At 66.0% G+C, this 25,211-nt stretch carries 24 protein-coding genes, 1 tRNA gene and 1 pseudogene; 19 read left to right on the top strand and 7 right to left on the bottom strand.

What is annotated here, in order from left to right:
• Nucleotides 1-73: 73 nt before the first annotated feature.
• The 3 genes from PRN20_RS11225 to PRN20_RS11235 all read left to right on the top strand — a co-directional run bounded on the left by PRN20_RS11225 (nt 74) and on the right by PRN20_RS11235 (nt 1,947).
• A tRNA-Pro gene (locus PRN20_RS11225) sits at nt 74-150 on the top strand.
• 29 nt (nt 151-179) lie between these two features.
• Entirely contained in the window at nt 180-1,154 is a 975-nt protein-coding gene (locus PRN20_RS11230) for a phosphotransferase enzyme family protein (RefSeq protein ID WP_273957439.1), read from the top strand.
• Nucleotides 1,155-1,173: 19 nt separating this feature from the next.
• On the top strand, nt 1,174-1,947 hold the full coding sequence (locus PRN20_RS11235) for a metallophosphoesterase family protein (protein WP_273957440.1): 774 nt from the start codon (nt 1,174-1,176) through the stop codon (nt 1,945-1,947).
• On the opposite strand, the gene PRN20_RS11240 is transcribed toward PRN20_RS11235, so the two are convergent.
• The 5 genes from PRN20_RS11240 to PRN20_RS11260 are packed head-to-tail and all read right to left on the bottom strand — an operon-like array spanning nt 1,944 to nt 7,074.
• Nucleotides 1,944-2,447 carry a Crp/Fnr family transcriptional regulator gene (locus PRN20_RS11240; protein WP_273957441.1) on the bottom strand — a complete coding sequence of 168 codons (504 nt, stop codon included), beginning with the start codon at nt 2,445-2,447 and terminating at the stop codon, nt 1,944-1,946. The genes PRN20_RS11235 and PRN20_RS11240 overlap by 4 nt on opposite strands.
• 35 nt (nt 2,448-2,482) lie before the next feature.
• The gene (locus tag PRN20_RS11245) at nt 2,483-3,718 is read right to left on the bottom strand and encodes an O-antigen ligase family protein (protein ID WP_273957442.1); all 1,236 of its coding nucleotides are present in this window, start codon (nt 3,716-3,718) and stop codon (nt 2,483-2,485) included.
• Nucleotides 3,719-3,750: 32 nt separating this feature from the next.
• The gene (locus tag PRN20_RS11250; protein ID WP_273957443.1) at nt 3,751-5,271 is read right to left on the bottom strand and encodes an undecaprenyl-phosphate glucose phosphotransferase; all 1,521 of its coding nucleotides are present in this window, start codon (nt 5,269-5,271) and stop codon (nt 3,751-3,753) included.
• Nucleotides 5,272-5,330: 59 nt separating this feature from the next.
• Nucleotides 5,331-6,482, bottom strand: coding sequence for a glycosyltransferase family 4 protein (locus tag PRN20_RS11255; protein WP_273957445.1), 1,152 nt, complete (start codon nt 6,480-6,482; stop codon nt 5,331-5,333).
• A gap of 37 nt (nt 6,483-6,519) precedes the next feature.
• Nucleotides 6,520-7,074 (bottom strand): polysaccharide biosynthesis/export family protein, encoded by a 555-nt coding sequence (locus tag PRN20_RS11260; RefSeq protein WP_273957446.1) that lies wholly within the window; start codon nt 7,072-7,074, stop codon nt 6,520-6,522.
• A gap of 191 nt (nt 7,075-7,265) precedes the next feature.
• Here PRN20_RS11260 and PRN20_RS11265 point away from each other — a divergent pair, with 191 nt between their 5' ends.
• The 4 genes from PRN20_RS11265 to PRN20_RS11280 are packed head-to-tail and all read left to right on the top strand — an operon-like array spanning nt 7,266 to nt 12,216.
• Nucleotides 7,266-9,329, top strand: a complete 2,064-nt coding sequence (locus tag PRN20_RS11265; protein ID WP_273957447.1) for a GumC family protein — start codon at nt 7,266-7,268, stop codon at nt 9,327-9,329.
• Nucleotides 9,330-9,334: 5 nt separating this feature from the next.
• Entirely contained in the window at nt 9,335-10,369 is a 1,035-nt protein-coding gene (locus PRN20_RS11270; RefSeq protein ID WP_273957448.1) for a polysaccharide deacetylase family protein, read from the top strand.
• A gap of 38 nt (nt 10,370-10,407) precedes the next feature.
• The gene (locus PRN20_RS11275; RefSeq protein ID WP_273957449.1) at nt 10,408-11,694 is read left to right on the top strand and encodes a UDP-N-acetylglucosamine 1-carboxyvinyltransferase; all 1,287 of its coding nucleotides are present in this window, start codon (nt 10,408-10,410) and stop codon (nt 11,692-11,694) included.
• 33 nt (nt 11,695-11,727) lie between these two features.
• Nucleotides 11,728-12,216, top strand: a complete 489-nt coding sequence (locus tag PRN20_RS11280; RefSeq protein ID WP_273957450.1) for an ankyrin repeat domain-containing protein — start codon at nt 11,728-11,730, stop codon at nt 12,214-12,216.
• Nucleotides 12,217-12,404: 188 nt separating this feature from the next.
• Here the strand turns inward: PRN20_RS11280 and PRN20_RS11285 are convergent, their stop codons facing one another.
• Nucleotides 12,405-12,608: a DUF2842 domain-containing protein gene (locus PRN20_RS11285; protein WP_273957451.1), complete on the bottom strand. Its 204-nt coding sequence runs from the start codon at nt 12,606-12,608 to the stop codon at nt 12,405-12,407.
• 79 nt (nt 12,609-12,687) lie between these two features.
• Here PRN20_RS11285 and PRN20_RS11290 point away from each other — a divergent pair, with 79 nt between their 5' ends.
• The 12 genes and pseudogenes from PRN20_RS11290 (at nt 12,688) to PRN20_RS11345 (ending at nt 24,029) form a co-directional block, all read left to right on the top strand.
• Nucleotides 12,688-13,746 (top strand): COX15/CtaA family protein, encoded by a 1,059-nt coding sequence (locus tag PRN20_RS11290; protein ID WP_273957453.1) that lies wholly within the window; start codon nt 12,688-12,690, stop codon nt 13,744-13,746.
• A gap of 220 nt (nt 13,747-13,966) precedes the next feature.
• Nucleotides 13,967-14,431, top strand: coding sequence for a 50S ribosomal protein L13 (gene rplM / locus PRN20_RS11295; RefSeq protein WP_273957454.1), 465 nt, complete (start codon nt 13,967-13,969; stop codon nt 14,429-14,431).
• Entirely contained in the window at nt 14,432-14,911 is a 480-nt protein-coding gene (gene rpsI, locus PRN20_RS11300; RefSeq protein ID WP_273957455.1) for a 30S ribosomal protein S9, read from the top strand.
• A 178-nt stretch (nt 14,912-15,089) separates the two neighbouring features.
• The gene (locus PRN20_RS11305) at nt 15,090-16,103 is read left to right on the top strand and encodes a glycosyltransferase family 4 protein (protein WP_273957456.1); all 1,014 of its coding nucleotides are present in this window, start codon (nt 15,090-15,092) and stop codon (nt 16,101-16,103) included.
• 61 nt (nt 16,104-16,164) lie between these two features.
• Entirely contained in the window at nt 16,165-16,434 is a 270-nt protein-coding gene (locus PRN20_RS11310) for an autorepressor SdpR family transcription factor (RefSeq protein ID WP_273957457.1), read from the top strand.
• Nucleotides 16,431-17,087 carry an SdpI family protein gene (locus PRN20_RS11315; protein WP_273957458.1) on the top strand — a complete coding sequence of 219 codons (657 nt, stop codon included), beginning with the start codon at nt 16,431-16,433 and terminating at the stop codon, nt 17,085-17,087. The genes PRN20_RS11310 and PRN20_RS11315 overlap by 4 nt, the downstream gene beginning before the upstream one ends.
• Before the next feature lie 349 nt (nt 17,088-17,436).
• Entirely contained in the window at nt 17,437-18,651 is a 1,215-nt protein-coding gene (locus PRN20_RS11320) for an LL-diaminopimelate aminotransferase (RefSeq protein ID WP_273957459.1), read from the top strand.
• A 185-nt stretch (nt 18,652-18,836) separates the two neighbouring features.
• Nucleotides 18,837-19,805 (top strand): iron-siderophore ABC transporter substrate-binding protein, encoded by a 969-nt coding sequence (locus PRN20_RS11325; RefSeq protein WP_273957460.1) that lies wholly within the window; start codon nt 18,837-18,839, stop codon nt 19,803-19,805.
• Between the two features lie 129 nt (nt 19,806-19,934).
• Nucleotides 19,935-20,902: pseudogene (locus PRN20_RS11330) on the top strand (ABC transporter substrate-binding protein).
• Nucleotides 20,903-21,137: 235 nt separating this feature from the next.
• Nucleotides 21,138-22,478, top strand: coding sequence for a homoserine dehydrogenase (locus PRN20_RS11335; RefSeq protein ID WP_273958068.1), 1,341 nt, complete (start codon nt 21,138-21,140; stop codon nt 22,476-22,478).
• A 91-nt stretch (nt 22,479-22,569) separates the two neighbouring features.
• The gene (glpX, locus tag PRN20_RS11340) at nt 22,570-23,556 is read left to right on the top strand and encodes a class II fructose-bisphosphatase (protein ID WP_273957461.1); all 987 of its coding nucleotides are present in this window, start codon (nt 22,570-22,572) and stop codon (nt 23,554-23,556) included.
• On the top strand, nt 23,556-24,029 hold the full coding sequence (locus PRN20_RS11345; RefSeq protein ID WP_273957462.1) for a macro domain-containing protein: 474 nt from the start codon (nt 23,556-23,558) through the stop codon (nt 24,027-24,029). The genes glpX and PRN20_RS11345 overlap by 1 nt, the downstream gene beginning before the upstream one ends.
• A gap of 87 nt (nt 24,030-24,116) precedes the next feature.
• Here PRN20_RS11345 and PRN20_RS11350 read toward each other — a convergent pair whose 3' ends face one another.
• Nucleotides 24,117-25,088, bottom strand: coding sequence for a Tim44 domain-containing protein (locus PRN20_RS11350; RefSeq protein ID WP_273957463.1), 972 nt, complete (start codon nt 25,086-25,088; stop codon nt 24,117-24,119).
• Between the last annotated feature and the right edge of the window lie 123 nt (nt 25,089-25,211).

Raw genomic sequence — 25,211 nt, forward strand, 5'->3', positions numbered from 1 at the left:
GCCCGATGCCCGACCGAGAACCCCTTTTGGAGGGTTGCCTTGGGACACTCTTGCGACTAGATAGGGCGCCAGTCGGGGTGTAGCGCAGCCTGGTAGCGCATTTGTCTGGGGGACAAAGGGTCGTCGGTTCAAATCCGGCCACTCCGACCATTCTTCTACTGACGACTGAGGTTAGCGGATTGGACAGGGCCCCCAACGATCCGCAGGCGGATGAGCTTTCGCTCGTAGCGGCCAGCCTCGAACGCTGGCCAGCGGTGGCCGGCGGAACGCCGGTGCTGATCAACCTCTCCGAAAATCACACTTTCCGCATCGACGGGCCGAAGGGCGCGCATCACGTGCTGCGCCTGCACCGGCCGCGATATCAGTCGCGTGCGGCCATCGGCAGCGAACTCAGCTGGCTCGAAGCCATCACCGACGAGACCGAGATTCCCGTGCCGCGCCCGGTCCCCGGGGCGGATGGCGAGATCGTGCAGGAGGTGGCGCCCGATCGCTACGCGGCGATGTTCGCGTTCGAGCCGGGCGAAGAGCCGCAGGCCGACGCCGACCTCGTGCCGCTGTTTGCCACTCTCGGGAACTACGCGGCGACGCTTCATAACCACGTCTCGGTCTGGCAGCAGCCGGAGCACTTCGTACGCCCGATCTGGGATGCGGTGAGCATTCTCGAGCCGTCGGGCCTGTGGGGCGACTGGCGCAAGGCGCCGCATGTCGAGGGCGAGACGCTGGCGGTGCTGACCGAGCTGGATTCTGCCCTGCGCGCCGATCTCAGGGCCTATGGCACAGATATCGATCGCTTCGGCCTGATCCATGCCGACATGCGGCTCGCGAACCTGCTGGTCGATGGCGAGACGACCGTGCTGCTCGACTTCGACGACTGCGGGCATGGCTGGTTCCTCTACGACCTCGCCGCGAGCCTCTCCTTCATCGAGACCTCGCCGCAGGTACCGGCGCTGATCCGGGCCTGGCTTTCCGCCTATATCGAGGTGCGGCCGCTCAAGGCCGACGACTTCAGGATGATCGACGCGATGATCCTGCTGCGGCGGATGGCACTACTCGCCTGGATCGGCTCCCATGCGGAAACCGATCTCGCCAAGGCCCATGCCGACCGGTTTGCGCTGGACACGGCGGCGCTGGCGGAGAAGTATCTCGCCCGCTGAACCCACTGGGGGAGGGGGCGTGCGCATCCTGTCGGTGGCCGACCTGCACTACAGCCTGCCGCAGTTCGACTGGCTGCTGCGCACTGCGCCGCGCTACGATCTCGTCATCATCGCCGGAGACCTGCTCGACAGCGCCTCGTTTGTTACCGCGAGCGCGCAGATGGTCGTGGTGCTGAAGTATCTCGAGCGGTTGCGCGAGGTGGCGCCGCTGCTGGTCTGCTCGGGCAATCACGACCTGAACCACAAGTACTCGAGCGGCGAGCGCTACGCGCGCTGGATCCCCTATGTCCGCTCGCCCCGTGCCCATGCGGACAGCGACACGCTCGAGCTCGACGAGATCACCTTCACTATCTGCCCGTGGTGGGACGGCGACATCGCCAAGGCCGCGATCGAGCGGCAGCTCGAGGCCGCGGCGGCGCAGCGCGCCGGGAAGTGGTTCTGGGTCTATCACGCGCCGCCGGCCAACGCGGAGGTGAGCTGGTCGGGGCACCGGCATTTCGGCGATGTCGAGCTGAGCGGCTGGATCGAGCGCTACAAGCCGGACCTGGTGTTCGCCGGCCATGTGCACGAAGCCCCGTTCGTTCGCGGCGGCTCGTGGGCATCGCGGGCGGGGACGACCTGGGTGCTCAACGCCGGCCGGCAGATCGGCGACGTGCCGACCCACATCGCGGTGGACACCGGGCGGATGCAGGCGGCGTGGTTCTCGTACGAAGGCGCGGGCGTGCTGGACCTCGCTGCGACGGTGCCGCCCGGCGAGATGTTCGAAATCCCCGAGTGGGTACCGCTCGGCTAGAGCCTCGGGTCGGACGTGGGAGCGGCGTCGGGGGCGGGCGTTGTCTGTTGCTGGTGGACCAGCGCCTCGAGCACCTCGTCGACCATGCCCAGGTGATCGGAACGATCGGCGTACTGATGCTTGATGTCGGCGAGATAGGTCGTTGCGTCGACGAGGCGGCGCGCGAGGATGCGGGCGACGTGGAAGACGACCTCCGGCCGCATCTGGAGGAAGTTCACCGCGTCCTCGATGCGGTGGACAGTCACCGGTTCGACGGCCCGCACCGTGGCGCTGTGGGTGCCACCGAGGAGGGCCGAGATCTCGCCGAAGACCGCGCCGGGCTCATCGACGAGGGCGACGCGGACATCGCCGCGCAGCACTTCGATCGCGCCTTCGACGAGGATGTAGAGCACCCCGCTCGGCGGGCCTTCGCTGATCAGGATATCGCCGGTGTCGTAGCGGAACTTGGCGAGGTCGTCCGTATGCGCCAGCACGGCCTGCATAGAGCTGTCGGAGGTCATGGGGCCCTCATGCCTTGTCCGCGCGGATCATGCGCTCAGGGAACGGGCGGCCTCAAGCCAAATCGCTTGTCCACGTGCCCGTAGCCCGCGGTGACGCCCCAGATGAGGCCGCCCACGAGGAAGAAGTGGCGCCAGTGGTCGACGTCGATGATGGCGGCTTCGCCGGCCAGCGGGATGAAGACTGAAACGAGCGGGATGAGCAGCAGCCGGTTGGGGCTGGGCCGTGCGAGGAAGGTCACGCCGCGCCAGATGGTGACGAAGATGAATGCGATCATGACGAGGCCGCCGCCCCAGCCATAGGCATGGATCACGTTGACGTAGGTGTTGTGCGGCTCTTCCTTGACCCGGTAGTTGCGGAACTCGAGCGGGCCAAGCCCCAGCGGGTGCTGCAGCGCCAGGTCGAACGCATAACCCTGGCGCCCGAAACGGCCGCTCTCGCCGGTGTCGTAATCCTGCGACTGGGTGCGAAGCTCGATGAACGAACTGAACTGGGGGAGCGACAGAATGCCGGCCGCCGCCACCACCAAGGTAGCGGCGCCCGCGAGGGCCAGCATCAGCATGCGCACCTTCTGCAGGGCGTGTGTCTCGAGCCAGAACAGCAGCACGTAGACCATGGCGCTGGAGATGACGATGTGGCCCCAGGCGGCGCGCGAGAAGCTTGCGAACACGCCGACGAACAGGACGCCATAGGCGAGCGTCGCGATAACCGCGCTCCGGCTCTTGCCGATCAGCACGCGCTGCAGCGCGTACATCGCCGGCAGCATCAGGAACGGGCCGTAGACGTTGGGATCGTTGAACAGCGCCTTGGCGCGGTCGTAGCGCGTGAAGATCTCGTGCCCGATCCCGAGATAGCCCAGCGTACCCATGATGGCAGAGAGGAGGGCGGTCCCGAGGTAGGCGCCGATGATGATGCGCATGCGCGCCTGCGGCGCCTCGGCGACATAGTTGGCGACCCAGTACGCGGTGAAGAACAGGAAGATCGTCACCGTCTGGTAGATCAGGGCATCACTGATGGTGAGGAACCGGACCTGGAAAGCCGCGATGTAGGCGAAGGGGACGAGCGCCACGAACAGCACGAGCAGCCCGAGCGTCGAGCGGTGGAAATGGAACGCCGCAAAGAACGACACGCCGAGCACCAGCACGAAGGCGAGCTCGTAGGGCGAGGGCTCGTTGATGACGAAGCCGCCGGCGAAGATCCAGAGCGCAACGCAGGCGTTGAGGATGGCCGTGGCACGGGCGCGGAACCAGGCGGAGGCCTGCTCGCGCGGCATGGTCCCCCAATCGGAAGCTGCCGCGCCCACCATCAGTAAGCGTTCTTGCTCTGCGTAAACAGCGAGAGCGGGGTCAGCGCGACGATCTTGAGGTCCAGCCAGAGCGACCAGTTCTCAATATAGTAGAGGTCGTAGTTCACGCGGTTCATGATCTTGTCGACCGTATCGGTCTCGCCGCGCCAGCCGTGGATCTGGGCCCAGCCGGTCATGCCTGGCTTCACCCGGTGGCGGGCGAAATAGCCGTCGACGGCTTCGTAGTAGAGCTGGTCGGCGGCCTTGGCGGCCAGTGCGTGCGGCCGCGGCCCGACGATCGACAGCTCATCCATCAGGACGTTGAACAGCTGCGGCAGTTCGTCGATCGAGGTCTTGCGGATGAACCGGCCGACGCGCGTCACGCGCGGATCGTCCTTGGTGACCAGCTTGCTGGCGTCGAAATCGAGCATGTCGGTCCGCATCGAGCGGAACTTCCACATGTTGATGTGCTGGTTGTTGAAGCCGTGGCGCTGCTGCCGGAAGAACACCGGTCCGGGGCTCTCGAGCTTGATCGCGATGGCGGTGGCGATCATCACCGGCGACAGCAGGACGAGCGCGGTGATCGCGACGAGCTTGTCGAAGATCCACTTGAGCACGAGATTCCAGTCCGAGATCGGCCGGTCGGCCATGTCGAACACCGGCACGCCGCCGACATAGGAATAGGCCTTGCGGGTGAACTTGAGCTTGCTCATGTGCGCCGAGAGCCGGATGTCGACCGGCAGCACCCACAGCTGCTTCAGCATGTCGAGGACGCGGTGCTCGGCGAACAGCGGCATCGAGACGATGACGAGGTCGACGCGGGTGCGACGGGCAAACTCGATGAGTTCGGCAACGCGCCCCAGCTTGGGCAGGCTCGCGACGGATTCGGGCGAGCGGTCGTCGTTGCGGTCGTCGAACAGGCCGAGCAGCTCGATATCGTCGCGCGCGCCGACCTGGATGGATTGGATGAGCACCTCGGCATCCTTGCCGCCGCCGACGATGACCGTGCGGCGGCGGAGACGCCCCTCCGCAGTCCAGCGCGTGATGAGCGCGCGCAGCACGGCCCGGTAGGCGATCAGAACGACGAGTCCTGTCAGCCAGAACGCGATGATCCAGTTGCGCGAGACCGAATTGCCGCTGTCGAGCAGCAGGACAGCCGCGCCAACCACGACAAACGCGCCGGTCCAGCCGGCTGCGACCTTGAGGTACTGCTCCAGCCCAAGCCGGTAGTCGGCGACGCGTCGCAGCAGCACCGAGCGGATGATGAACTCGGCGACGGCGACCACCGAAAGTGTAACGACGACTCCGAGGAGGCCGTTGCCGCTGCCGAGGACTGTAAGCAGGACGACGCCGGTGAGGGCCAGCAGGAGACACTCGATCGCCTGGGCCGCGCCTGCGACGACTGTTGCCGAATAGCCAGGTTCGACCGGCTTGTCAGCCACCATTGCGGCAAGTTCGTTCAGCCCCGAGGCGGCCAACTTGGACCTGGGCTTTTGCGCGACGTGATCGAGGACGGCCTGCTTGGGGTCGAGGTGGAACATTCGTTAGCTCGCTGACGTCGTGAGGCTAAGCGGGAGCGATGAAAACTCGGTGAAACGGCTCATGCGGCACGCTGCCGGGTGCCGAGGGCCTGCCGGTAGAGTGCCTCGATCTGGTCGGCCATGTGCGACACCGAGAAGCCCGCCCGGATATGGGCCAGACGCTGCGCGGCCTCGGCGCGGGTGGTCTCCGGATCATAGAGTGCCGCCTGCATGGCTAGCCTCAGGGCCTCGCTGTCGGCGGGGGGCACGAGGCTCGCCGCGGTCGGGCCGAAGATTTCCCGCGTGCCGCCAACATCGGTGGCGATCACCGGCAGCCCCGCTGCGGCCGCTTCGAGCACGACATAGGGCAGCGATTCCTTGAGCGAGGGGAGCACCGCGATCCGGCCGGTATGGAACGTCGGCCGGGCCGGCTTCACGCCGAGCAGCGTCACCCGTTCCTCGAGCCCCAATCGGGCGATTTGCTCCTTGATGGAGTCGAGGTCCGGCCCGCCGCCGGCCATGCTGATGGTCGCCGGGCGTCCACCGGGCGCCCGGACATCGACCAGCGCGTCGAGCAGGTAGGTTATTCCCTTCAGGCTGCGGAATTCGCCGATGAACACGAAGTCGGCGGCATCGGCATGGGGCGTGATCGTTTCGAACTCCGCCAGCATCAGGCCGTTGTGAATGACCGGTGCCGGACATTTCGGCGCGACCACCTGCTCACGGAAGGCGGACTGGGCGAAGGCGCTCTCGAACACCAAGGCATCGGTGGCCCCGATCAGCGCGCGCTCGATGAGGCGGAAGGCCATACCTGCGGGCGAAGCCGGCCTGTAGTGGAGGACGCCGCCATGCGGGGTGTAGAGCGCCACCCGCTCGCGCGACCCGATGCGCGCCAGGCGGGCGTTGAGGCCACCCTTGGCGCCATGGCCGTGAAGGACGTCGATATCCAGCGAGGCGGCAAGCTTGCGGATCTTGAGTGGAGTCGTCGCATCCTCGGGCCCGAAGACGCGTGGGATCGGCAAGGAATGGATGCCCAGCCGGGCAAGGGGCCTCAACCGGCCCAGGCGCTCCTCGGTGAGGGCGTCGGTATGGAGGCTATCGGCAACGATTCCAATCTCGTGGCCGCGCGCGCTCAGTTCGTGAACGAGGTCGTAGACGTGCCGGAACAGTCCGCCAACTGGTGCACGGAGAATTTGCAGGATGCGGAGCGGTCGTGGCGCGTTCGGCTTCATGCCCGAGCTTATGCGTAGGCCCGGGTTTCCGAACTCTTTAGAGCCAGCGCTCGCCCACCACGATGGTATCCCCCGGGTAAATGGGGAAATCGAGGCTCACGGTGCCCTTGACCATCTGGTTGCCCTGCCGGCGGTAGACGACCGCCTTGTTCCGCTCGGCCGTCTCGGAATAGCCGCCAGCAGTGCTGATCGCGGCGCGGACGCTCATGCCGTAGACATAGGGGAACTGTCCGCCGTTCTTGACCGCACCCTGGATGAAGAACGGACGATAAGACTCGATCTCGACCGCGACGCTCGGCTCGCGAATGTAGCCCTGGGCGAGGGCGGCGGTGATGGCGGCAGCGGCGATCTGCGTGGTTTTCCCGCGCACCGACACCGGGCCGACGAGGGGGAGTGCAAGCGCTCCGGTGTCATCGACCTGGTAGCTGCGCGTCATGTCCGGCTCGCCGTAGACACTCACCCGGACGACGTCGCCGGTGTCGAGCGTGTAGGGGCCCTTGACCTCGACCAGATAGGTCGCCGCGGCGCCATTCATGGCGCAGGCGGCGAGTGGAATGAACAGCAGCAGTGAGAGAAGACGCAGCCAGCGCATCGCGGACCCGGGACTTGAAGTGGTGCGCAGTTTCGCGGCGGCATGGTTAACATTCTGCTTAGAACCGCGAGGGTTGGTCGCAATCTGCACGAGTGTTTAACCGAATGCTTACCACGTTCGGGGCATGACTCAGGGGTAGTCGAAGGGATGGTGCCTTGAGTTCTGACGCGGTGCGAGGAGAGGATCTGCGTATGGACGTAGGGGCGCTGGTCTCGGCGGTGCTGTCGCGCTGGCTGCGCATCGTGCTGGTTACGGTGCTGCTGCTGGTCGCTACGGCGTCGATCCTGATGTTCGTGCCCAAGGTCTACGAATCATCGGCCAGCATCCTCGTCGAGCCGCGTGAGAATGTTTACACGCGCGCTCCGGGAGAGACCTCGTCGGGTGGCGGTTCCGCCGGAAACGAGGCGGCGCTGATGTCGAGCCAGATCGAACTGATCAAATCTCGCGACCTCCTGCTCGAGGTGATCGGTTCTGAGGGCCTGCGCTCGGTTCCCGAGTTTGCAAAGCCGGCCTTCTCGCCGGTGGGCGCCGTGATGAAGCTGCTGGGCCGGGGTGGCAATGAGGCGGACAGCCTCGACGAGACGGTCCTCGCCAATCTTTCGGAGAGCATGACGGTCATTCGCGAGCGCGACTCGGCGGTGATCTCCATCTATGTGCGCTCGAAGGACCCGGCATTGGCGGCACGGCTCGCCAACGCCATCGCGGCCGCCCATGTGAAGCGGCGCGCGCAGCAATCCCTGACCGACACCGCAGACGCCACCGTGTGGCTCGAGCAGGAGATCGGCAAGCTCCGCGGCAAGGTGAGCGAGGCCGAGACGGCCGTCGCCAACTACAAGATCGACAACGATCTGTTCGTCGGAACCAACGCCACGCCGGTCACCGACCAGCAGCTGAGCGCCGTGGCCCAGCAGATTGCCGATGCGCAGCAGCGCAAGAATGCCGCGACCTCCCGCGCCCAGGTGATCCGGGGCCTGATCGGTTCGGGCCAGTCGCTCGAAGGCGTGGCCGACGTGCGCAACTCGGTGGTGGTGCAGAGCCTGCTCCAGACCAAGGCGGCGCTGCAGGGCGACCTGGCGCAGCGATCGACGACGCTGCTCGCCAACCACCCCACGATCAAGGCGCTGAAGGCGCAGATCCGCGAGATCGAGCAGCAGGTTGCCCTCGAGGCCGACAAGGTCGCCGATTCGCTCGAGGCGGAGGCCGAGGTCGAATCGGGCCTCGAACTGCGGCTGCGCGAGGACCTGACCCGGGCCAAGATCACGGCCAGCGATGCCACCAAGGGCGGTGTGACGCTCGACAGTCTCGAGCGCGAGGCCAAGGCCCAGCGCGACCTGCTCGAGAACTACCTCGCCAAGTACTCCGACGCGGTGTCGCGCACAGCATCGAGCGCGACCCTGCCGGACGTTCGCGTGATCAGCGAAGCCGCACCCTCGACGACACCGTCCTCGCCCAAGACCGCGCTGATTCTCGGAGCCGTGGGCTTTGTGGCGCTGGCGCTGCAGGTCGGTGCGGCACTTTTCGGCGAACTGATGTCGGGCCGGGCGCTGGTCGAGCGCGGGCCGAGAACCGGGCGCGCCGCCGCCACTCCCGAGCCGGTCCTCGCCGCCGAGGCGCTGCCGGAGCCGGAGGCGGATTCCGATGAGGCGCTGGAGCACGCCGTTGCCGAGGCGGTGGCCAGGCCGATGCGATACGTTCCGGCGCCCCATGATGAGCTCTCCGCGTTCTCCGCCGATATTCACGACGGCCCTCCGGGCGTCATTCTCCTCGCTTCAGTCGGGGCCGCGCACGAGTCGCTGCAGGTGATCGAGCGGCTGCTCGAGGACGCGATCATGGAGCGGCAGACCGCGGTGGTGGTCGACGCCGGCAGCGGCGAGATGTCGGAGGCCCTGGGCCTGACCGACCTTGCCGCCGACGGCGCCGAGTACGCCGATGTGATCCAGCTCGCGGGTGAAAACCTCGCAGAAGTGCGATGGGGCCGGCAGCCGGAGCTCGACCGGAACTCGACACGGCCGCTGATTCTCGTCCAGGCGCTGGCCGATCTCTATCAGCTGGTAATCGTCGACACCGGCCGCGCCGGCATGGGCTCGAGCCTGCCGCTGTTCGCCGGCGTCGCCGACCATGCCCGTCTGGTGCTGGTCGCGAGCGAAACCGCCAATCCTGTGGCTGTCGCCGCGGCCCGCCATGACATCGCCATGCTTGGCTTTGATGCAGATCGCGTCGTACACCTCTCCGCGGCGCAGGCGGACGTGGCATAGGCCGGATGGCGGATTTCAAGTACAAGCTTATCGGCGCCGCCTTCGAGCTGCTTTGGGCGAGCCAGCTGACGCGACTGATCCGCAGGCAATCGAAGGCCCGCGGGGTGATCTTCACGCTGCATCGCGTGCTGCCCGAGGACCCGGCGGACTTCTCACCCAACGCCATCCTGCAGGTGAAGCCGGACTTCCTCGAATACACGATCATGCGCGTGCGCCAGCTCGGCTTCGAAATCGTCGACCTCGACGAGGCGGCGCGGCGCATCGAGGCGGACGAGCCCGCCAAGCCCTTCGTCGCCTTTACCTTCGACGACGCCTATCGCGACAACCTGCGCTATGCGCTGCCGATCATGCGGCGCCAGCAATGCCCGTTCACGATCTACGTGCCGACCGCGCTGGTCGACGGCGTGGGTGAGGTCTGGTGGCAGGCGCTCGAGGACATCATCGCCGCCCAGAACGCGCTGGCGGTCACCCAGGGCGGCGAGACCGAATACTACGCGACCGCCAACCTCGGCGAGAAGCACCGGGCTTATGACAGCCTCTATCACCGCATGCGGACCATGCCGGAGGCCGACCGCGTCAAGCTGATCCGCGAACTCGCGGAGCAGTACGGCCTCGATCTCCAGCGGCATTGTCGCGAGCTCATCATGGACTGGTCGGAGCTCAGGCTCTTCGCCAACGAGCCACTCTGCACCATCGGCGCCCATGGCGTGCACCACTATGAGCTGGCCAAGCTCAGCCCGCAGGACGCGCGCAACGAGATCGAGCAGTCGTTGCGGATTCTCAAGGCGCAGTTCGGCAAGGCCCCGATCCACCTGAGCTATCCGATCGGCGGCACGCCCTCCGCGGGGCCGCGCGAATATACCCTGGCGCGTGAGCTTGGCCTCAGGACCGCCGTCACCACCAGGCCGGGCGGGCTCTATGCCGGCAATCGCTACAGCCTGCACTCGCTGCCGCGCGTATCGCTGAACGGCCTGTTCCAGCAGAAGCGCCATGTCGACGTATTCGCGACACCCGCCCTGTTTTCGCTGGTGGCCAGATAGGCTATTGAAACAGTTCCTCCTGCTTTGACGAGTCACCCATGACCGACCTCATCGTCGACGGCGCGCGCCCCGTTTCCGGCACCATCCGTCCCTCCGGCAACAAGAACGCCGTGCTGCCCATGCTATGCGCGACGCTGCTGACCGAAGAGGAAGTCACCCTCACCAACGTCCCCGAGATCAGCGACATCGACAAGCTGGTCGAGTACTTCCGCTCGAAGGGCTCGACCGTGACGCGCGACCTCGCGGCCCAGACGCTGAAGATCAAGCACGACTTCGAAGCCTTCGCGACGTCCGATGCCGAGCTGCCGGTGGGCATCCGTGCGGCCGTCCTGCTGCTCGCCCCGGTGCTGATGCGGAGCGACTTCCTGATCTTCGATACCGAGGCCAAGGGCTGCGCGCTCGGCGTGCGCGAGATCGACCCGCACCTCGAGATTCTCGAAAAGCTCGGCGGCACGATCGCCGGCACGCGGCCTTATCGCATCGAGCGTCGCGGCGAGATCCGCGGCACCGACCTGTGGCCGGACTATGCCTCGGTGACCGGCACCGAGACGTTCGTGATGATCGCCGCGGTCGCCAAGGGCACGTCGCATCTCAACAACGCCGCGTCCGAGCCGCACGTCCAGGCGCTGTGCGACATGCTGGCGGCGATGGGCGCCGACATCGACGGGATCGGCACGTCCAAGCTGACGGTCCGCGGCGTCGAGAAGCTGCGCGGCACCACGGCCCGGGTTCCCGACGACCACCACGAGGTCGCGACCTTCCTCGCCATCGGCGCCGTTACCGGCGGCCGGTTGACGGTCGAGACTGACATGGGCCCGCACATGACGCTGATCCTGCGCCAGTTCGGCAAGCTCGGCCTGCAGTTCGAGGTCGAGGAGGGCAGGGTCACCGCGACCGGCTGGAACCGCCGCATCACCGAGCCCTACACGGCCGAGATGCTGCCCAAGATCGAGGCCGCGCCCTGGCCCTATTTCCCGGCCGACCTCCTGCCGCATGCCATCGGTATTTCCGTGGGTTGCACGGGCGACATCATGTTCTGGAACAAGGTGTACGAGGGTGCCCTGGGCTGGAGCGCGGAACTGCTGAAGTTCGGCGCCCGCGTCCACCTCTCCGACCCGCACCGGCTGATCGTCTTCGGCGGCAACAAGCTGCGACCGGCGACGGTCGAAGCGCCCTACATCATCCGCGTGGTGGTGGCGCTGCTCCTCGCCGCGATCCAGATCCCGGGCGAATCCCGCATCAAGAACGCCGACCCGATCCGCCGCGCCTATCCGCACTTCGTGGAGAAGCTGAGTGCGCTCGGCGCGCATGTGCGGTGGGAGTAGGGGGCGGGTAATGCCCTCCACAAGGCACATCGAGTGAAAGATGCTGGCGCAGTCCACCAGGCAGTTCTGTTTGACAGCCTGGAGGACCTGCTTGCGGCAATCGATCGGGGCGAGCCAGTGGATGCTGAGGATCGGCAGGGCCGAACGGCACTGTTCTACTCCGTTCAACGCGGGAACGTTCTGGTCGTCTCGGCACTGATTGCGGCCGGCGTCCAGGTCAACGTGAAGGATCGGAACGGCGAGACTCCACTGCACTTTGCTGCCCGTGAGCAGCACCCGGAGATCGTCGACCTACTTCTGGTCGCCGGTGCCGAGATCGACCCAGTCGACAGGCACGGGAACACCCCCCTGTTCCGGGCAGTGTTCGACTCCCGAGGTCGAGGAGCGGTCATCAAGCAGCTTCTCGATGCCGGTGCCGACTGGTCGCTCAGTAACTTGCATGGCGTGTCGCCGCTCGAGCTGGCCAAGTCGATTGCCAATCACGACGTTGTTCAATTCTTCGTCGGCCGCACAGCGCCTTGATGCGTCAAGGTATGCACCCCGCCACGAGCCAGCTTACCTTCTCCGTCATCTGCGGGCTTGACCCGCGGACCCATCTCTCCACTCGCGCAGAGCCATCGCTTGGGTCCCCGGGTCTTCGCCCGGGGATGACGGTGGTGAGGAGGCGTCAATGGTGACGGCAGGCGGACGAGAATGGCAGCGCGCTCGCCTCAGTCCGGCTTCGACATCCACCGCACGAGCCAGGCGGCGGGGTAGAACCAGCTCATGCCCATCAGCGCGAAGAAGCCGATGAGCAGCCACCAGGCGGCGGCGCCGAGGAAGCTCATGTAGATCCACATTCCCAGCACCGACCAGACCACGAGCGAGAGCAGCACGAGGACGGTGCCGAGGAGTTTGCGGGTCGATTGGGTCATGGCCGCCTGATCGGATGCGGCATCGCGGTCGTTGCCTCGACCGGATGCAAGGAGTAGGTCGGACGCAAAGGAGCCGATCTTGACTACCAGTGCAACCGCTCAATCCGCCACACCGACAGTTTCCAGCGCCGACCGTCTGCGGCCGGTCCGCATCTGGCTCTATTTCATGGCCTGGCTGGTACTTGCCATGGTTGTGGTTGGCGGCGCGACGCGGCTGACGGAGTCGGGGCTCTCGATCACCTCCTGGAAGCCGATCTCCGGCGCCATTCCCCCGATCACCGACGCGGACTGGCAGGCCGAGTTCGACGCCTACCGGCAGATCCCGCAGGGCGTTCAGAATGCGTGGATGGGGATCGAGGAGTTCAAGTCGATCTTCTGGTGGGAATGGGGTCATCGCCTGCTCGGGCGCGTTCTCGGTTTCGCCTTCGCCATTCCGTTCGTCGTGTTCCTGGTCCAGCGCCGCTTCGACTGGAGCCTTGCCGGACCGCTTGCCGGGCTGTTCCTGCTCGGCGGCTTCCAGGGCTTCCTTGGCTGGTGGATGGTGTCGTCCGGCCTGTCGGAGCTGACTTCGGTTTCGCAGTACCGGCTGGCCGCCCACCTGTTTGCCGCTTCGCTCCTGTTGCTCGCCTTGATCTGGGTGGCGCGCCGGCTCGAGCCGGCCAAGACCGTGACGACTTCGCCGGGCTGGCCGGTATGGGGGCTGCTGATCCTCATCGAACTGCAGATCGTCGCCGGCGCCTTCGTCGCCGGGCTCGACGCCGGCATGGGCTACAACACCTGGCCGCTGATGGACGGGCAGCTGATTCCGCGCGGCCTCGACGTCATGGACCCGTTCTGGAAGAACCTCTTCGAGAACGCGCTGACGGTGCAGTTCATCCACCGCATGATCGCCTACGTCGTCGTCGCCTACACTGGCTGGCTGCTGTGGCGGCAGGCGAGGCGAGGGGGCTTCGCTGGCGTGCACGGCTGGCTGCCGCGGATCGCCGGCCTGATCGGGCTGCAGGTGGTGCTGGGCATCGCAACGCTCCTCGCCATGGTGCCGATCTCGCTGGCGCTCGGCCATCAGGCCCTGGCATTCCTGCTGGCGGGAACGACGATCGCCTACCTCGCGGACGCGCAGCCGCGCCGGGCGAGCTAGCCTTTCGATGTCATCCCCGCGTTGGGATGGGGATTCGGAAAACGGCAAGGTTGAGCAAAATCAATAGCTTAGTATGTGGTATCATAATACCAACGGTGTAAGCTATTGAAATACAGTGCGAAAATCTTGCCGCTTGACGCTTGAGCCACTGCCCCGTATATCCCGCGCCAAGAGAACCGGGCATGGGTCACTTGTCCGCCTTTCCCAAAGGAAAACATCAATGAGCACCTTCTCGGTAAAGCCGAGCGAGATCGACAAGAAGTGGATCTTGATCGACGCCAAGGATCTGGTGGTTGGCCGTGTCGCCTCCATCATCGCGATGCGCCTGCGTGGCAAGCATCTGCCGACCTTCACGCCGCACATGGACATGGGCGACAACGTCGTCGTCATCAACGCCGACAAGGTGAAGCTGACCGGCAACAAGCTCGATCAGCGCCGCTTCTACTGGCACACCGGCCATCCCGGCGGCATCAAGGACCGCACCCAGCGCGAGCTGCTCGAGGGTCGTTTCCCCGAGCGCGTGCTTGAGAACGCCGTCCGCCGCATGCTTCCCGGTGGCCCGCTCGGCCGCAAGCAGTACGGCAACCTGCGCGTCTACGCCGGCGAGACTCATCCGCATGAGGCTCAGTCGCCGACCAAGCTCGACGTCGCCTCGCTCAACACCAAGAACGTGAGGGCCAAGTAAATGGCCGAGACCATCAATTCCCTCGAAGATTTGGGTACTGTCGCTCCGGTCGTCGCCAACGAGGCTCCGGTCCATGTCCAGAAGCTGGACAAGGAAGGCCGCGCCTACGCCACCGGCAAGCGTAAGAACGCCATTGCCCGCGTGTGGGTGAAGCCCGGCTCGGGCAAGATCACCGTCAACGGCAAGGACTACAACGCGTTCTTCGCCCGCCCGGTGCTCCAGATGATCCTGCAGCAGCCGATCGTGGCCGCGTCGCGCGTCGACCAGTACGATGTCGTCGCGACCGTCTCCGGCGGTGGTCTCTCCGGCCAGGCCGGTGCCGTCCGTCACGGCATCTCGCAGGCGCTGACCCACTACGAGCCTGAGCTTCGCGCCGTGCTCAAGAAGGGTGGCTTCCTGACCCGCGACAGCCGCGTCGTCGAACGCAAGAAGTACGGCAAGGCCAAGGCCCGTCGTTCCTTCCAGTTCTCGAAGCGCTAAGCGGTTCGGACTACACAGACTTGCAGGGCCCGCAGCGATGCGGGCCCTTTGCTTTTGGCGGCAATCGGCGTAGTGGCGCCGGCCTCGGTGCCGTGTATCCACGCCCGCGTGGCAGCGATGCTGCTTGCGGGAGCAATGGCCCCACGTTACCCATTGCCGCCTGAAGAACGAGCAGCCAATGCCGCAACAGCCCAAGACCGTTCTGATCGTGACCGATGCCTGGCACCCGCAGATCAACGGCGTGGTGCGTTCGATCGAGCTCGTGGCGCGCGAGATGGAAAAGCGCGGCATCACGGTGAAGCTGCTGACGCCCAACGAGTTCAAGACCTTCCCGATGCCGGGCTATGGCGAGATCCGTCTCAGCCGCACTTTGATGAAGCCGGTCTATGCCCGGATCGAGGCGGCGGAAGCCGATGCGATCCATATCGCGACCGAGGGGCCGCTGGGCATCATCGCGCGACGCTGGTGCCGCAAGAACGGCTTCCCGTTCTCGACGGCCTATCACACCCAGTTCCCCGAATACCTGAAGGCCCGGCTGCCGGTGCCGCTGCGCTGGAGCTACCGGTTCCTGCGCTGGTTCCACGGGGCCGCGACCTACTGCCTCGTCGGCACGCCGCACCTCAAGATGCTGCTCGAGAATCGCGGCTTCACCAACGCGGTGATCTGGCAGAAGGGCGTCGATACTGAGCTGTTCAACCCGTCACGTCGAAGCAGCCTGCCGTATCCGGGGCCGGTTTTTCTCTATGTCGGCCGCGTGGCCGTGGAAAAAAACATCGAGGCCTTCCTCGAGCTCGACCTGCCCGGAACCAAGCTCGTGGTGGGCGGCGGCCCGAGCCTCGACAAGCTTACGGTCGACTATCCGGGCGTCACGTTCCTTGGCTCCAGGCAGGGCGAAGAACTTGCCACGCTCTTCGCGTCGGCCGACGTGTTCGTGTTTCCATCGAGGACCGACACATTCGGGCTGGTGCTGCTCGAAGCGCTGGCGAGCGGCACGCCGGTGGCAGCCTATCCCGTGACCGGGCCGATCGACGTCATCGGCGATGCGCCTGTCGGCGTGCTCGACCACGATCTCAAGGCCGCGGCGCTTCGGGCGCTGGACGTCTCGCGCGAGGAGTGCCGCGCCTATGCCGAGCAGTTCTCCTGGGCGGCGAGCGCGGACCAGTTCATCTCGTACCTGCCGACCAAGGATTAGCGTTGCATCTAATTAGATAGTCGTCTAATTAGAATCCTGTCGCAATATGCGTACGGGACCGATGAGCATCAATTCCGTCTTCGAAGCGCTGTCGCATCCGGTGCGCCGGGAAATCCTGCAGCTGCTGCGGGAGGGGCCGCTGTCGGCCGGCGCGCTCGCCGAGCACTTCACGCTGAGCAAGCCCACGCTCTCCGTCCACTTCAACAAGCTCAAGGAAGCCGATCTGGTGGCCGTGGAGCGGCAGGGGACGAGCCTCATCTATCACCTGAACATGTCCATCCTGGAGGAAGCCCTGTCAGGGCTTCTCAGCCTGAGGAAGCCCACGCCATGACCCCGCTCTTCACCTCGATCCGCATCGCGCTGCTCGTCGCGCTCGTTTCGGCCTTCGTCACCGGCCTGCTGGTCGTGCCGGCCGGCACGATGCTGCCGGTGCATTGGGGCCCAAGCGGCGAGGCCGACGGCTTCCTGCCGCGCGAATGGGCGCTGCTCGTGCCCCTGCTGATGGTCGCCGTGGTCTGGGCGATCTTCCTCGTCGTCGGCCGCTTCGGCCGGCCTGCCGACATCGCCGCCGGCCGGTACAGTTTCGGCGTGGTCGTGACCGCAATCACCGGGCTTGCGCTGGTGATGGAGGTGGCGACGGTGCTGATCGGCATCGGCGTGCCGGTGAACATGGTGCAGGTGCTCGGCTTCGCCCTCGGCGCCCTGCTGGTGGTGCTCGGCAACGTCATGCCGAAGTCGCAGCCCAACAGCCTCGCGGGCCTGCGCATGCCGTCGACGCTGAACGATCCCGCCAACTGGCAGGCCACCCATCGCCTTACCGGCTTCCTGTGCATCATTGCCGGTCTCGTTCTTATCGTCGCCGCCGCGCTGGTGCCGACGCCGGCGCTGATCTGGTGGCTGCTGGGCTGCGTCTTCGCGCCGATCCTGATCGGGGTGGTGTATTCCATCCGCTACGCCCGCCGGCAGAAGCCGAACGGCCTGTAGCGATCGCGGTGCGGCACGAGCCCATCAGCGGGCTTGACCACTCGCCGTTCCCGCCACTAAAGCTCCTCAATCCTCGCTCACGGTTTCGGACATGACTCAGGGAGTAGCAGCGCAGATCGCAGTGGCCGGCAGGGATGCCGGTGCCGCCGCGCGTGCTAGCGCCCCCGCTCTTTAGCTCTCCCCGAGCGCCGCAATGCGGCTGGGGAGAGCGGAACCAGAAGAGCCTGGCGGCAACAGGTCAAGACCTTGCGCCGCTTAACCGAGTCCACACCATAATTCCGCGATAATCGGCGCCACATGAAGGCGATGCATGCACCCTAGGGTGCGTCGCGGGTCCACCGAGGTTCCAATGAACGATTTCCACCGCATCCGTCGCCTGCCGCCTTACGTTTTCGCTCATATCGATCCGATCAAGGCCAAGCTTCGCGCCAGCGGCGTCGACATCATCGACCTGGGCATGGGCAATCCGGACATGCCCACGCCGCAGCATATCGTCGACAAGCTCAAGGAGACGGTGAAGGACCCGCGCACCCACCGCTACTCCTCGTCCAAGGGCATCCCGGGGCTGAGGAAGGCGCAAGCGAGCTACTACGGCCGCCGTTTCGGCGTGAAGGTGAACCCCGACACGCAGGTGGTGGCGACGCTCGGCTCCAAGGAAGGCTTCGCCAACATGGCCGCGGCGATCACCGCGCCGGGCGACGTGGTGCTGGTGCCCAACCCGACCTATCCGATCCACTCGTTCGGCTTCATCATGAGCGGCGGCGTGGTCCGCTCAATGCCGGCCGAGCCGGATGAGAACTTCATGCGCTCGCTCGATCGCGCAGTGCGGCACTCGATCCCCAAGCCCATCGCGCTGATCCTGAACTACCCGGCCAACCCGACCGCCTACACGGCGACGCTCGACTTCTACAAAGAGGTCGTCAAGTTCTGCAAAGAGCACGACATCTTCATCCTCTCCGATCTGGCCTATGCCGAGATCTATTTCGACGAGGACGTGCCGCCGTCGGTGCTGGAAGTGCCGGGCGCCATCGACATCACCGTCGAGTTCACCTCGATGTCCAAGACCTACTCGATGCCCGGCTGGCGCGTCGGTTTCGCCGTCGGCAACGAGAAGCTGATCTCGGCGCTGGCGCGCGTGAAGTCCTATCTCGACTACGGTGCGTTCACGCCCATCCAGGTGGCTGCCGCGACCGCGCTCAACGGCGACGACAAGGTCATCGAGGAAGTCCGCAACATCTACCGGTCGCGCCGCGACGTGATGGTGGAGAGCTTCGCCCGCGCGGGCTGGAACATTCCGGCCCCCAAAGCGACCATGTTCGCCTGGACGCCGATCCCCGATCAGTTCGCCCACATGGGCTCGCTCGAGTTCGCCAAGCTCCTGATCCAGGAGACCGGCGTCGGCGTCGCACCCGGCGTCGGCTTCGGCGAGTACGGCGACCAGTATGTCCGCCTCGCGCTGGTCGAGAACGAGCAGCGCATCCGCCAGGCGGCGCGCAACATCAAGAAGTTCCTCGCCGGCCAGCCCAGCCACGGCAACGTGGTGCCGATCACGGCAACAAAGTAAGGCAGGCGAGACTTCCAAGACGCACGGCCCGGTCACCGACCGGGCCGTTTGCATTTTGCGTTTCGTTCTTGGGGCCGCCCATAGCTCGATGACAGTCGGTAGGGGCACCGGCCGCCAGCGATCCCACTTGCTCAACTAACATGACTGTGATTATCAGCTTTCGATCTCAATCGAGGGCAAGAGCCATGTTCCGCCGACTCGTCGTTGCCGCTGCGATGCTGATCGCGGTGATCATCCCGGCTGCCGCGCAGGAATTCCCCGTCACCATCAAACATGCCTATGGCGAGACGACTATTCCCGCCAAGCCGCAGCGCATCGTCACCTGGGGCTGGTCGACACAGGACGCGGTCATCGCGCTGGGCGAGGTGCCGGTGGGCGTTCCCTTCTTCGGCTATGGCGGCGACGGGAACGGCGCCCTGCGCTGGACCAAGGACGCTGTTGCCGCCCTTGGCGCCGAGTTTCCGTCCATCCTGCCCGACACCGGCCGTGAGCCGCCGGTCGAAGCGATCGCCGCGCTTAAGCCCGACCTGATCCTTGCGGTCTATTCCGGCATCTCGGAAGAGCAGTACAAAGTCCTGAGCAACATCGCGCCGGTCGTCGCCTTCCCTGAGACACCCTGGGACACGTCATGGCAGGACACCATCACCATGTCAGGCGAGGCGATGGGCAAGAAGGCGGATGCCGAGGCGCTGGTGGGCGAGCTCGAGCAGTTCATCAAGGATGAGACCGCGAAGTATCCCGAGCTGGCCGGCGCTACCTTTGCAACCATCGCGGAGTGGAACGGCGAGATCAATGTCTACGGCAACCTCGATTCCCGCGTGCGCTTCCTCGTCGATGCCGGCCTCGCCTCCGCGCCGAGCGTCGCCGAACTCGCCAAGGGGCAGGACCTGTTCTTCACGCTGAGCTTCGAGAACCTCGATCAGTTGACCGGCGACGTGCTCGTCTCCTACTTCGAGACGCCCGAAACCGCCGCCGCCTTCTTCGGCAACTCGGTGATTGCGCTGGCGCCGCAGGTGACCAAAGGCGCGGTTGCACGCATCGTCGGCGCTGAGCTCATCAACTCGGTCTCGCCGCCGAGCGCCCTGTCGCTGAAGTGGGGCTACCCGCAATACATCAAGCTGATCGCCGACGCCGTCAGGGCGGGCAGGGACTAGCAGAGTACTCCGGTCGGCAGCGGCCCGGTCGCTGGCCGGGCCCGCCGGCGGCTCGCAGTTAGCAATCCCACTTGCTCAACTAACATGACCGTGATTATCAAGTTTGTGTCTCAACCGAGGGCCAGAGCCATGTTCCGCCGACTCGTCGTTGCCGTTGCGCTGCTTGTTGCGGCGGTTCTTCCTGCCTCCGCCCAGAGCTTCCCCGTCACCGTCAAGCACGCCTATGGCGAGACGGTGATCGAGAAGGTGCCCAAGCGGATCGTCACCTGGGGTTGGGGCAATCACGACGCGCTGCTGGCGCTGGGGGTGGTGCCGGTCGCCATGCCGTTCTCGACCTACGGCGGCGGGGAGAATGGCCTCCATCCCTGGGTCGAGGAGCGGCTCAAGGAACTGGGCGCAGAGACCCCGGTACAGCTCTCGGATACGTCCGAGATTCCGTTCGAGCAGATCGCGGCGCAGAAGCCGGATGTGATCATCGCCGTGTTCTCCGGCATCAGCGCCGAGGACTACCAGCGCCTGAACCAGATCCGCCGACCGTGGCCTTCCCGGACAAGGCGTGGAGCACGCCGTGGCAGGACGTGACCCGCATCATCGGCCAGGTCGTGGGCAAGTCCGCCGAGGCGGAGCAGGTCGTCGCCGATACGCTCAAGTTCGTGGCCGACGAGACGGCCAAGTACCCCGAGATTGCCGGGACGACCTTTGCCGGCGTGAACGACTTCGACGGCTCGATCGCCGTCTACGATGCGCTCGATGCGCGCATGAAGTTCCTCACCGACATAGGCATGGTGCTGGCGCCGAGCGTGACCGAACTCTCGCCCAAGGACGGCTCGTTCTACTACCCGCTGAGCTACGAACTGTTCGACCGGCTCACCAGCGACATCCTGATCACGTACTACGAGACGCAGGAGGCCTCGGACGAGTTCTTCGCCAAGCCCTATGCGCAGAGCCAGCCGCAATACGTGAGGGGCGCGTTCGCCTCGCTGGTCGGCATCGAGTACGTCGCCGCGGTCTCGCCGCCGAGCGCGCTGAGCCTGCGCTGGGGCTATCCGCATTATGCCGGGACCATTGCCCAGGCGGCGCGTAACGCGAAGAAGTAGTTAGTCCTATTGACTGATAGGGTCTTTCCTATCCATAGCTCTCGGGCAATCTTTTAGGGCCCGTTTAATGTCCGATATCCAGTCCTTCCGCCACTCCGTAGAAGCCTTTATCGCGGCGCGTGGCTGGACTCCGACCCGGTTCGGCCGGACCATCGCCGGTGACCCGCTGTTCGTCTTCGACCTGCGCGAAGGGCGCGAGCCGCGCTCGGATACGCGCACGCGCATCCTCAAGGCGATGCAGGACCATGCCGACGCCGCGCTCGAGGCGCCGCTGCGCATCGGCGTTGCCGGCCTCGGCAATGTCGGCGCCACGCTGGTCCGCATCATCCAGAAGGACGGCGAGGAACTGACCCGAAAACTTGGGCGCAAGATCACCGTGACTGCGGTGTGCGCCCGTTCGCGCAGCCGCGATCGCGGGATCGATACGACCGACCTCGAGTGGTTCGATGATCCCGTCGCGCTGGCCAAGTCCGACGGGATCGATCTTTTCGTCGAGCTGATCGGCGGCGAGGACGGCCCGGCCCTGGCCGCGGTGCGCGCGGCGCTCGAGATCGGCCGTCCGGTGGTCACCGCCAACAAGGCGCTGCTGGCGCGGCATGGCGTCAACCTCGCAAAGATCGCCGAGGAAGCGGGCGCGCAGCTCGGCTTCGAAGCGGCGGTGGCCGGCGGCATCCCGGTGATCAAGACGCTGCGCGAGGGGCTGGGCTCGGCCCGCATCGCCCGCGTCTACGGCATCATGAACGGCACCTGCAACTACATCCTCACCCGCATGGGCAATGAGGGCATCAGCTTCGCCGAGTGCCTCGCCGATGCGCAGAAGCTGGGCTACGCTGAGGCCGACCCCACCTTCGACGTCGAGGGCTACGACACCGCCCACAAGCTGGCGATTCTGGCGTCCCTCTGCTTCGGCTGCGAGATCGCGCCGGACGAGATCTTCGTCGAGGGCATCACCAAGATCAGCCAGGCCGACATCAAGGTCGCCGGCGACCTCGGCTTCAAGATCAAGCTGCTCGGCATCGCCCAACGCTCGCATGACGGCATCGACCAGCGCGTACACCCCACGCTCGTGCCCAAGAGCTCGGCGGTTGCCGGCGTCGACGGCGTGCTGAACGCCGTGGCGCTCGAAACCGACCACGTGCACGAACTGCTGCTCGCCGGCCCGGGCGCCGGCGGCCCGCCGACCGCGTCCTCGGTGCTGTCCGATATCCTCGACATCGCCCGCGGCACCAAGGTGCCGCCGCTGGGCGTGCCGAGCGCGGAGCTGACCCCATATCGGCGCGCGCCCATCCGCGAGCACGAGGGCGGCTATTACATCCGACTAAATGTGAGGGATGTCCCCGGCGCGTTTGCCGCTATTGCTTCTAGGATGGGTGCGGCGGGCATCTCGCTCGAAAGCGTCATCCAACGTCCGGATTTGCGTGTTAGCGAACCCGGCGTGACGGGGACCGACACCCGGACGGTGGTGCTGCTCACGCACTCCACCATGGAGCAGACGGTGCGCGACGCCCTGGCGGCGATCCGCAGCGACGGCTTCATCGTCGGCGATCCGCAGATGATCCGGATCGAACAACTGTAAGCGTTCCCGGCAAGAGTTGCAGACTTTTGCGGTGCGGGAGCGCGACCGCAAAGCTGTAACAAATGCCCCTGCGGCGGGGCAGGGAGTGTTCATGAAGCTCGGCAAATCCGATCCCGACCGGCAGGCGGCCATCGACCGTTCGCTCACGCTCGAACTGGTGCGCGTCACCGAGGCAGCGGCACTGGCCGCGGCCACCTGGCGCGGCAAGGGCAATGAAAAGGCTGCCGATGCGGCCGCCGTCGAGGCCATGCGCGCCGAGATGGGCAACGTTCATATCCATGGCCGGATCGTTATCGGCGAGGGTGAGCGCGACGAGGCCCCGATGCTCTACATCGGCGAGGAAGTCGGCGCCGGCGATGGCCCCGAGGTCGATATCGCCGTCGATCCGCTCGAGGGCACGACGCTGTGCGCCAAGAACCAGCCCGATTCGATCTGCGTGCTGGCCATGGCCGAACGCGGCGGACTGCTGAACGCCCCCGACGTCTACATGAACAAGATCGCGATCGGCGCCGGCTACGCCGATGGCCTCGTCGACCTCGACGCGAGCCCCAGGCAGAACGTGACGGCGCTGGCGAAGGCCAAGGGCGTCTCGGTCAGCGAGATCACCGCCTGCGTGCTGGATCGCCCGCGCCATGCGGCGCTGATCGACGACCTGCGCTCGGCGGGCGTCGCCATCAAGCTCATCTCGGACGGCGACGTTGCCGGCATCATCCATGCGGTGAACACCGAGGACACCGGCATCGACATCTACCTCGGCTCGGGCGGCGCCCCCGAGGGCGTGCTGGCCGCTGCGGCGCTGCGCTGCATCGGCGGGCAGATGCAGGGCCGGCTGATCCTCGATACGGACGAGAAGCGGCAGCGGGCGGCCAAGATGGGCATCAGCGACCCCTTGCGGAAATACCGCACCGAGGAACTGGCCTCGGGCGACGTGCTCTTCGCCGCCACCGGCGTTACCGACGGAAGCCTCCTCAGCGGCGTGCGCTACGGCAAGAACGCGGTCCGCACCAACACCGTGGTGATGCGCTCGTGGAGCCAGACGGTCCGCTGGATCACGGCGGAACATCATCGGGGGAACTGATGGCGCTTAGCTACCGCACCGGCGACCTGCTGGCCTCGTCGCTCCGCGTCATCGGCCACGGCTGCAATGCCCAGGGCTTGATGGGAGCAGGCATAGCGGCTGCGATCAAGCGGGCCTACCCGGGCGCGTTCGACGTCTATGCCAAGGCCCACGCCACGCGCCGGCTGAGGGTGGGTGAAGTCGTTCCCTGGTTCGGCAACGACCGGGTCGTGCTCAACTGCATTACCCAGGAGCGCTACGGCAAGGATCCCAACGTGGTCTATGTGAGCTACGAGGGGATCCGTTCCTGCATGCGGTGGATCGAGAACACGGCGCGGGAGCAACGGACGGCCGGCGTCGGCCCGCTTGCCACCGCCCGTGAAATCGGCTTGCCCAAGATTGGCGCTGGCCTCGCCCGTGGCGACTGGGAACGGATCGCCGCGATCATCGAAGCCGAGGTCACCTCGCTGGACGTCGTGGTGTACGTGCTGTGACGAAGTAGCGAGGGGATCGCCGCGAACCGCGTAGCGCAACGAAAAGGACCGCCCAACGGGCGGCCCTTCGGCATTCTATCGAGGCGCTCAGGCCTCCTGGATGGCGCTCACCAGCCACGGGCCGCCGTTCTGGCGCTGGAAGGTCCAGATCTCGGTCGTGGTCGTGACGCGGTCCTCGCCCGAGACGATCTCGCCGGTGGCGCGATTGCGGGTGATGTCGCGCGACTCGTAGCGGAGCGCCACGGTGGCGTATTCGGTGCCATCCTCGCGCCAGGCCTCGGCAATGTCGCCGGCGAGGAGCTTCATGTCGAAGACCTCGTTGCGCACGCCGCGGGAGGCGTTCTCACCAAGTTCCTCGGCCAGGTAGCCCATGACCTCGGGCGTCGAGATCTTGCGCAGGGTGGCGTAATCCTCGCTGGAGAAGGCGGCCTGCAGCTCGTTGAGGCGCTGCTCGAACACCGACAGGTCGGCGTCGGTCACCCCGACTTCGTCACGGCGACCGGCGCGCTCGGATGCGCTCGAGCGCGGCTCGGCCCCGGCCCGCGGGCGGCTGGAGAAGCCGGTGCTGCCTGCGTTGGGCGGCGCCTCGTAGCGATACGAGTTGGCGCTGGCGTTGCCGGCCATGGCGGGCTGCCGCTGCTGCCGACGGCGCAGGAAGAAGGCGACGATCAGGCCGATGGCCAGCACCTGCACGAGCAGGGCGAGGAAACCGCCGATGCCGCCGAAGCCGGCGCCGAACAGCATGCCGAACAGGCCGCTGAACAGCAGGCCGCCGAGCAGCGCCCCACCGAGACCGCCGAAGAGGCCGGGACGGGCGGGGTTCGTGGCGTTACCCACGGTGTTGCGCTGCGCCGCATTGCTGTTGGTCATCGTGTTCTGCACGGGCGTCGTGGCGTTGGGTGAGACCTGCGTGGACGGGACGGTCCGCTCCGTGCGCATGCCGCGGCCGCCGAAGCTGCCACCCCGCCGCGCCTCGGCCGTATCGACGGCGACGAGCGAGAAGGTCATCACGAGAGTGGCGAGTAGGGCCGAAAGTCGGAAGCCCCGGGAAGCGAACATCATGGTCCCCCTGATAAAAACGTTCGGGCACATATGGGGGACGCTGGCGGCAATGTTGAGTCCCCTGAGACGAGATCGTGTCCGATTTTCTCCTGACGGCATCGGTTTGACGGGAAAACGGCC

Source organism: Devosia sp. ZB163 (genome assembly GCF_028613635.1).
Classification (GTDB): domain Bacteria; phylum Pseudomonadota; class Alphaproteobacteria; order Rhizobiales; family Devosiaceae; genus Devosia_A.